Origin of the sequence: Protofrankia sp. CiP3 (genome assembly GCF_917627345.1) — a bacterium.
In the GTDB taxonomy this organism is placed as follows: domain Bacteria; phylum Actinomycetota; class Actinomycetes; order Frankiales; family Frankiaceae; genus Protofrankia.
Genome location: NZ_CAKJTM010000045.1, coordinates 35,930 through 44,255, shown reverse-complemented (window position 1 = coordinate 44,255; position 8,326 = coordinate 35,930). Strand labels below are relative to the sequence as shown.

4 protein-coding genes are annotated in these 8,326 nt (G+C 69.0%); 2 read left to right on the top strand and 2 right to left on the bottom strand.

All coding sequences use genetic code 11. The features are described from left to right. Together MJ797_RS15945 and MJ797_RS15940 are read right to left on the bottom strand one after the other, a co-directional pair. Positions 1–3,049, bottom strand: a 3,049-nt coding sequence (locus MJ797_RS15945; protein WP_239335617.1) for an NACHT domain-containing NTPase, incomplete at its 3' end; no start/stop codon positions are given. After that, positions 3,046–3,519, bottom strand: a complete 474-nt coding sequence (locus MJ797_RS15940; RefSeq protein WP_239335615.1) for a TIR domain-containing protein — start codon at positions 3,517–3,519, stop codon at positions 3,046–3,048. The genes MJ797_RS15945 and MJ797_RS15940, both read right to left, overlap by 4 nt. A gap of 275 nt (positions 3,520–3,794) precedes the next feature. On the opposite strand from MJ797_RS15940, the gene MJ797_RS15935 reads away from it, so the two are divergent. Together MJ797_RS15935 and MJ797_RS15930 are read left to right on the top strand one after the other, a co-directional pair. After that, complete coding sequence (locus MJ797_RS15935) at positions 3,795–5,150, top strand: helix-turn-helix domain-containing protein (protein ID WP_239335613.1); 1,356 nt, start codon at positions 3,795–3,797, stop codon at positions 5,148–5,150. Between the two features lie 497 nt (positions 5,151–5,647). Continuing rightward, on the top strand, positions 5,648–8,326 hold a 2,679-nt coding region (locus MJ797_RS15930; RefSeq protein WP_239335611.1), incomplete at its 3' end, for a TIR domain-containing protein.

Sequence of the window (8,326 nt, the reverse complement as noted above, 5' to 3'; positions counted from 1 at the left end):
CCCCACTTGACACCGGGCCGGTGTGGCCGGTGAGGGTGCGGAGTTCGTGGCCGGAGGCGGCATCCCAGATCCGCGTCGACCCGTCGTCGCTGGCGGTCAGGACCTGTGTTCCGTCTGGGCTCCACGCCCCACTTGACACCGGGCCGGTGTGGCCGGTGAAGGTGAGTAGTTCCTGGCCGGAGGCGGCATCCCAGATCCGCGCCGTCCCATCGGCTCCGACAGTCAGAACCTGAGTCCCGTCCGGGCTCCACGCCCCACCGTTCACCCCGTCGTGGTGGCCGGCGAAGGAGGTGAGGCGGGCGTGGGTGGGGCGGGGGGCCTTGGTCGGTGCCATGAGCCAGCCGGCTCGGCGGGTGTTCGGGGGTTGGGTACACAGGAGTGCCTGGGTGCGGTGGGCGGTGGAGCCGGTCCAGCGGATGGCGCTCAGGTCGCAGCTGCGGAAGACGGTCCCGGTGAGTTCGGCGCGTTGGAGATCGGCGTGCCGCAGGGTGCTGTCGAGGATCTCGGCGCGGGTCAGGGTCGCGGCGGTCAGGTCGGCATAGGAGAGGTCGACATTGCCGATGACGGTTGTGGTGAGGTCGGCGCCGGCAAGGGCGATCCTTCGGAGGTCGAGGCGGTGGCTGCCAGCGTCGATGCGCCAGCCGGCCAGGTTCGCGCCGGTCAGAACGCGGCTGGCCGGTGTGTGGTCGGGGTGGCCGGCGCGGGCTGCGGTCAGGCTGTAGGCGAAGGCGAGCACCGCCGCGGCGTCGGCGCGGCCGTCCGGGAGCTGCGTCACGATCGCCGCGAGAGCGGCCGTGCTTTGTGTGCGCCGTCGGCTGTCGTGGCCGGCGAGGAGCTGGCCGAGGAAGTCAAGGGTCTCGGGGCTGGGGACCGCCAGCTGCCAGCTTGCGCGTGACCGCTCGGGTGGCAGTTCCAGCGCCCGGTCGAGGTAGCGGGCGAGGAAGTACTCGTGCAGAGAGGTGTGCGCGAACCCGAAGGTGTCGTCGTCGCGGCGGACGAGGAAGGTCGCGGTACGGAGGTCTTCTTTCCACAGGTCGGGTGCCCGCGCCGGGTAGTGCAGCTCCAGCTCCGGCCGACCGGCGAGGAACTCCAACATCCACTGTTCGACGTCGGCGACGTCCCATGATGTGCGCCCGGACTGCCACAGCTGCGCGGCGAGGTGTTCCATCAGCTGCTGCTTGTGGTCCGGGAGCAGGCAGTGCTTGCCGTCGTCGCGTTCGAGCCACTGCCGCACGAATGAGGCGTAGAGATCGACGGCGCGGACGGTGCGTCCGGCGAGCTTCGCCTGTTCGACGGTTTCCAGCTGGTCGGCGATCATCCGCAGGGTCAGGGGCCGTTTGGCGATCTCACGCAGGTTGTGCACGCTGCCGATCAGGTCCAGCAGCCGGTCGACGTCCGTGCCCGGGACATTCGCCGCCAGATAGGCCCGGATCTGCTCTTCGCCGAAGGGGAGCATGAGCAGCGCCAGGTAGTCGGCGCCGCTGGGGCCGTCGCGGTGTTGGCCGGTGAAGTGGTTGGTCTCGTCGCGGATCGAGCGGAAGTAGTGGGTCCGGCACGACAGCAGCAGTTTGCTCGGCCGGTCCGCCCGCGCGTCGGCTGGCTGGGAGCGCCAGAGTTCCTCGGTGGCCCGCCACAGCGTGCGGGTGAACACCTGGCCGGCGTGCGGTTCGAGGTGAACAAGCACCTCGTCGAGCCCATCAAAGATCAGTACACACTTGCCGCTGGCGACGAGATCGAGGACCTCCTCGACCGTCGGGACCCGCCCGAGGTCTCCGGCCTCCAGCAGCGCCTGGAGGATCTTCTTCAACCCGGTCGTCTCGCGAACCACCTGTGCCGGGAGATCGCGCAGGTCGAACAGGATCGGAAGCGGCACCGACAAATCGTGCTCGCGGCGGTCCAGCAGCGCCAGGGTGAACAGCTGGGCGGTGGTCGTCTTGCCCATGCCGACATCACCGAGCAGTGCGCACAGATGTCGCGCGTTCGGTGACGGTTCGGTTGCCCAGGTGACGAGCCGGTCGACCGCTGGCAGCGCTTCGCTGAGGCGCCGCGCCGCCGGTTCCGTCAGGGCGTCGGAGGCCAGCGAGGTCTCCCCGACCTGCGAGGTCACCGGCTTCTCCCGGAGGAGGCGCCGGCCTGCCACGTCTCTGACCCATGCGTCCGGCTTGAGCCGCATGGCGAGCGGTCCGGGGGAGGTGACCGGTTCTCGGAGCCGTTCGGCGATCAGATCGAGCGTCCGGTGCACGAATGTGATATGGGCGTTACGGTTCGGTTGCTGGCTGAACGGCCGGCGCGCCTCGTGCACGATCTTGCCGGCAGGCCCGGCGCCGCAGGCCACGCCTTCCAGCGCCAGCCGGAGGGGCCGGCGGGTGGTCGCACCCGGATAGGCGTCCCGGCTCGCCGCGGTGCTGTCGAGCTCCACCACCAAGTCGGCCGCTTCCCGCAGCTGACGCCGCTCGCTTTCCACATCGGCGCCGAGCAGCGGCTCGAGGATGCTGGTGACCCGGTAGCCCGGACCCGCGGATGCCTGCTCACTCAACAGCTCGACGAATGCCCGCTCGAGCCGCCGGACCGGCTCAGGAGCCTTCCGTGCGATCTCCACATGGACGACGATCCCGCCGTGCCCAGCGTCGGGTGTCGCCGCGGGCAGCACCTCGGTGACCGTCGCGGTCACCGTTTCCTCGTCGCCACGCCGGCTGGCCTCCCGCCGGGACCGGGCGGCCAGCTCGTCGCCGGTGAGGTCCTCGCCTTCGAACCAGCACACCCGGTCCTGGGGCGGCGCCTTGCGCTGGTCGCTGACCAGCCGCATCTGGACTCCTGCCGCGTCCGCCACGGTGTCGAACGCCGCGCGGAACTTCCGGAACGCATCCTGGGCCTTCGTGTCGTCGCCGCCGGGGGTCGCCACGGCCAGCGCGTCCGTCATCGGGATCCGGCCGTCACCGTCGATCAGGCCGGCCAGGCCGCGCAGCCGCTGCAGCTGCCGTGGTGTGAGATCGTCGGCCAGCCGGTCGAGGTACCGCAGCACCGCCTGGCGCGGCAGTCGTGTGATCATGCGGCGTCGGCCAGCACGCGGCGGCGGATCTGACTCGCGAGGCCAATCAGGAACTGCTCCTGGTTCCGACTCTTGGTCTTGGGGAAGCCACGGCCATCGGCGCCGGTGAAGATCTGCCGCTCGGCAAGCCCGCGCAGGTCGAACGACCCGTCCAGCGGCACCTCCTTCAGCATCACCGGTATCGCCTTGCCCCTGCCCGGCCCCAGCAGCCGCGGAAGCTCCGTACCTCGGATGTAGCTGCTCGCTAAAAATTTTGGGCTTACCAGCAGCAGCCCGTAGTCGCAGTCGGCCAGCCGGGTCAGGATCTCCTCGTTCCAGTCCGCGCCGAGCAGCAGGTCCGAGTCCTCCCACCGGGTCAGCCGGACCCCGCTCAGCGCGTCCAACGCCAACCCGGCGAGCAGCGTCTCCTTCGCGGCTTTGTCGTCATGCGCCCAGCTCACGAACAGCGAAGCCTCGATCGTCCCAGCCATCGGAGTCTCCTTCCTGTATCTCCGGATGGGTTCACGATAGGCCCATCTGGGTGAGGATGATCGACCCGGTCGCCCGATGAGTTCTGGGAGCCCGCCATGTTGGGTGCCGCGAGCGACACCGCGGACGTGGACGCGCTCGCGGGCGGTCCGCACCGACTCCCCAGCAGCTGCGGCCGGTCGCCGGGGACTCTGCCGCCGTCGAGGCGGTCAAGCATCGAACGCCCAGGGACGCCACGCCATCCGGCTCCCAGACTTCAGAGTAGACTTCCGAGCTTGTGGATCTGTCGGATCTCCTGGCCCGGAGCGAAGGCAAGACGCTCGAGTTCAAACGTGACCTCTCGTCCCCTCGGGGCGTCCTGCGTAGTCTCGTCGCATTCGCCAACACGGCTGGCGGCATTCTGCTGGTTGGCGTTGAAGACGGCACCCGCAGCGTCCGAGGTGTCCCGGAGCCGCTCGACCTTGAGGAGCGGCTGGCGAACCTGATCAGTGACGCGATTGCTCCCCGGCTGGTTCCCGACATCGAGATCGTCTCCTGGCGTGGAACTCAGGTGGTGGCCGTCGAGGTATTTCCCGGCTCGTCGCGGCCGTATCGCCTGGCCCAGGAGGGTCCGGAGAGCGGCGTCTATGTCCGGGTCGGCTCGACTAACCGGCGGGCCGATCCGGACCTGATCGAGGAGTTGCGCCGTTACGCCCGTGGTGAGGCGTACGACGAGCAGGCACTGCCCGAGCTTGGCTCGGAGGCGGTTGACTTCCAGACGGCGGCCGGCGCGTTCGCGGACGTCAGGAAGCTACGGCCGGAGGACCTGGAGACCCTGCGGCTGGTGTCGACCCATCAGGGGCGCCTCGTGCCGACTGTCGGAGGTCTGCTGCTGTTCGGCTGTGACCAGGACCGTGGCCGGTTGTTCCCTGATGCCTGGATCCAGGCCGGACGTTTCCGGGGCCTCGACAAGTCCCAGATCGTCGATCATCTGGAGATCCGCGCGAACCTGGTGCGTTCCGTCGAGGAGGCGGTCGGCTTCGTGCGCAAGCACAGCCTGCACGGTCTCGACATCGGTGCGATCCGGCGTACCGACCGGTGGAACCTGCCGCCCGTGGCGGTACGGGAGGCGGTGGTCAACGCGGTAGCGCATGCGGACTATCGGCGGCGCGGGGCGCCCATCCGCATCGCGATCTTCGATGACCGGCTTGAGGTGGAGAACCCGGGTCTGCTTCAGTTCGGCCTGACCGTCGAGGACATCCGCCGCGGCGTGTCCAAACTTCGCAACCGGGTCATCGGTCGAGTCTTCAACTCGCTGGGACTCATCGAGCAGTGGGGCAGCGGGATCCAGCGCATGACCGCGGCCTGTCGTGAGGCGGGCCTTCCACCTCCGGGCCTGGAGGAGATCGGCACCCGCTTCCGCGTGACCCTGTGGACGCAATCCGTCGAGTCGCCGATGCTGGACGTCAAGGACCAGGCGATCATCGATGCCATCACGGCCGACGGCGCTTCCACCGGCGAGATCGCCGCTGCCATCGATCTGTCCACGCGCGCTACCAGGACCAGGCTTATCAGACTGATCGGCCGCGGCCTCATCCGCGAGGTCGGTACTGGCCCGCGCGACCCCAAACGCCGCTACTTCCGGTCCACCTAGGCATGGTCTGATCAAGGCGGCTGGCCTGCCCGCGAGGCCCGACAGCAGCCCGACGGCGACGGGCTCGATACTCCGCCGCAGGCACAAGGAGCTCGGAACTCAGCTCTGAAGGTCGAGTGCTTCAGAGTGCTTCAGAGCCTCTGTTGCGTTGCGCCGGCCATGCGCCCTGGACCCCGAGGGCCCTGTCAGGGCCTGCTGCGGAAGCCCGTCAGCATGGCCATTCGTTGATTTCGGGGCGTGTTGAAGCTGTGACCTGCGTGTTCGGCCAGATCGGTGGCCATTCTGTTGGGCATCTAAGAGGCTCCGGCAATAGGACTGTCCGGCTCACGCCGGCCGGCCGGCTTTCGACTTTCGCCCCGACACATCCACCGTCAGTCTGCCGGACCTGGGTAATGGTGGATTGCGGTCGGTGAAGTCCGCTGACAATCCTGGCAGAAGGTAGCATGCCGGCATCGGATGGATTGGTCAGCTGCGTGCCGCTACGGGGGTGAGGCGCGATGGCGCGGGTGTTCATCAGTCACGCCAGTGAGGATCTGGGCGTCGCAAGGCGCGTCACGGACTGGCTGTGCCAGGCCGGGCATGATGTGTTCCTCAGCTATGATCTGGAGCGCGGAATAGTCGTCGGGGATGCCTGGGTCCAGCGGCTGTTCGACGAGCTGTACGCGGCTGACGCTCTGGTCGCGCTGGTCACCACAGGGTTCACCCGGTCGCCATGGTGCGCGGCGGAGGTTGGGATTGCACTCGCACATGGGCTGCGGATCCTGCCGGTGCGAACCACAATATGCTCGAGCGGCCGACGAGCCAGCTGGCGACGGATGCTGCCAGTGCAGGCTGAACCAGCCGTGGCCTACCGGCTGATATCCACCGACACCCAGTGGACAATCCTCGACAGCGACGGAACCATCGCCCGGAATGCGCTGATCGAGGCATTACGGCGCCTGGACGGGACAGGCGAAAGCACCAGCACACCGCCGGTCGTCTATCCGGGTCTGGCGGCATTCACCACCGGGCAGGCCCGGGTGTTCTTCGGCCGCAGCGCCGACAGCCGCGCCCTTGCCGACCGGCTCCGTGTCCCCACCGGCCGCCATGGCGGTGGTCTGCTGGCCGTGGTCGGCCCCTCGGGATGCGGAAAGTCCTCCCTGGTCCGGGCCGGGCTGGTACCGATCCTGGCCGCGGATCCCGACTGGCTCGTCCTGGCCCCGCTGATACCCGCAGCCGATCCGGTCGCCGAGCTGGTCCGGCTCCTGGCCGTTGCCGGGCGGGCCCGGGGCCTGGACTGGACCGCCAGTACCGTCATCGACACCGTGGACCGGCCGGGCGGGCTGACCCGCCTGGTCGCGGATCTCCTGGCCGCGGCCGGCGCCCGCCGCCTCCTCCTCACCATCGATCAGGCAGAGGAACTGCTGACCCACAGCCCCCCAGCACAGCAACGCCGGTTCGCCGGGCTGCTGCTGGAAGCCACCGGCGGTCCGGTCCGCGCCTTGGCCACCATCCGTTCGGAGTTCCTCGACCCGCTGGCCACCCTGGCCGCCGACACCCATCTCCCGGTCGCGTCGTTCCTGGTCGCCCCCCTGGCCCGGGACATGCTGGGGCTGGTCATCACCGGCCCGGCCCGCCGCGCCGGGATCAGCGTGGACGAGGAACTGGCAGCCCGGATGGTCACCGACACCGGCAGCGGGCAGGCCCTGCCGCTGCTGGCGTTCGTCCTGGGCCGGCTCGCTGAGACCGTGTCCCGGGGCGGGCGGCTGTCGGCAGCCGAGTATGACCGTCTCGGCGGCGTCCAGGGAGCCTTGGCCGGTCAGGCCAACACCGCCCTGGCCGAGGCCGCCGCCGCCAGTGGCCGGGAGCCGGCCGAGGTGCTGGACGGACTGCTACGCCTAGTCATCGTCGATAGACACGGCCAGGTTGCCCGCCGTCGGGTCGCCCTGGCCGACCTGCCCGCGGTGCTCCGGACGGAGATGGAGGTGTTCGTCGCCCGCCGGCTGCTCACCATCACCGATGACACCGGTCCCATCCCTGGAGATGGGACCGGGTGCCGGCCGGTCATGGATATCGCCCATGAGCAGCTCCTGACTGCCTGGCCACCGCTGGCCGGCGCCATCGCCGCCGCGGACACCCTATGGCTCCAGACCACCACCGCTGAGGCCGCCGAGACATGGGAGCAGCACGGCCGGCCCGCCGACTATCTGTGGGAACTGAACCGGGCGACCACAGCCGCGCGCACCCTCACGCCCGATACCCTCACCTCTACTACCCAGGCGTTTCTCACAGCCAGCCATCGCCATGGTGTACGCCGCCGCCGTCGCGCCATCGCGGTGCTGACCGCTTTTGTGCTACTGGTGACAGCGGGGGGTGCCACCGCGACGGTCGAATGGGTGACCACCCGCGCGCAACGCCAGGAAGCACTGCGGCAGCAGCGGCTCGCTGCTGCCCGGGGGCTCCTTGTCCAGGCAGAGCAGTTCCGCGGCAGTGATCCTGCCCAGGCTCTCAAACTCAATCTTGCCGCGGAACACCTCGCCTCCACGTTCGAGACCCGTGCCAGCCTCGCCGCCATGCTCGTCGCCACCCCGTGGATCGCCAGTGTCGAGGACGACCAGCACCTCACCGCGGTCGCGTTCAGCCCGGACGGCCATACCCTCACCACTATTAGCAACAGCAGTGGCGGTGGTCGGTTGCGGGTCTATGACCTCACCGACCCGCGGGCTCCGGTGCGGATTGCCAGTGTCGACGACGACCAGTACCTCACCGCGGTCGCGTTCAGCCCGGACGGCCATACCCTCACCACTATTAGCAACAGCAGTGGCGGTGGTCGGTTGCGGGTCTATGACCTCACCGACCCGCGGGCTCCGGTGCGGATTGCCAGTGTCGACGACGACCTGAGCCCCACCGCGGTCGCGTTCAGCCCGGACGGCCACACTCTCACCACCACCAGCAGCATCAGCGGTATCAATGGTGGGGGCCGGTTGCGGGTCTATGACCTCACCAATCCGCGGGCTCCGGTGCGGATTGCCAGTGTCGAGGACGACCAGTACCTGACCGGGGTGGCGTTCAGTCCGGACGGTCATACCCTCACCACCGCCACCAGCATCAGTGGCGGGGGCCGGTTGCGGGTCTATGACCTCACCAATCCGCGGGCTCCGGTGCGGATTGCCAGTGTTGACGACGACCAGCACCTC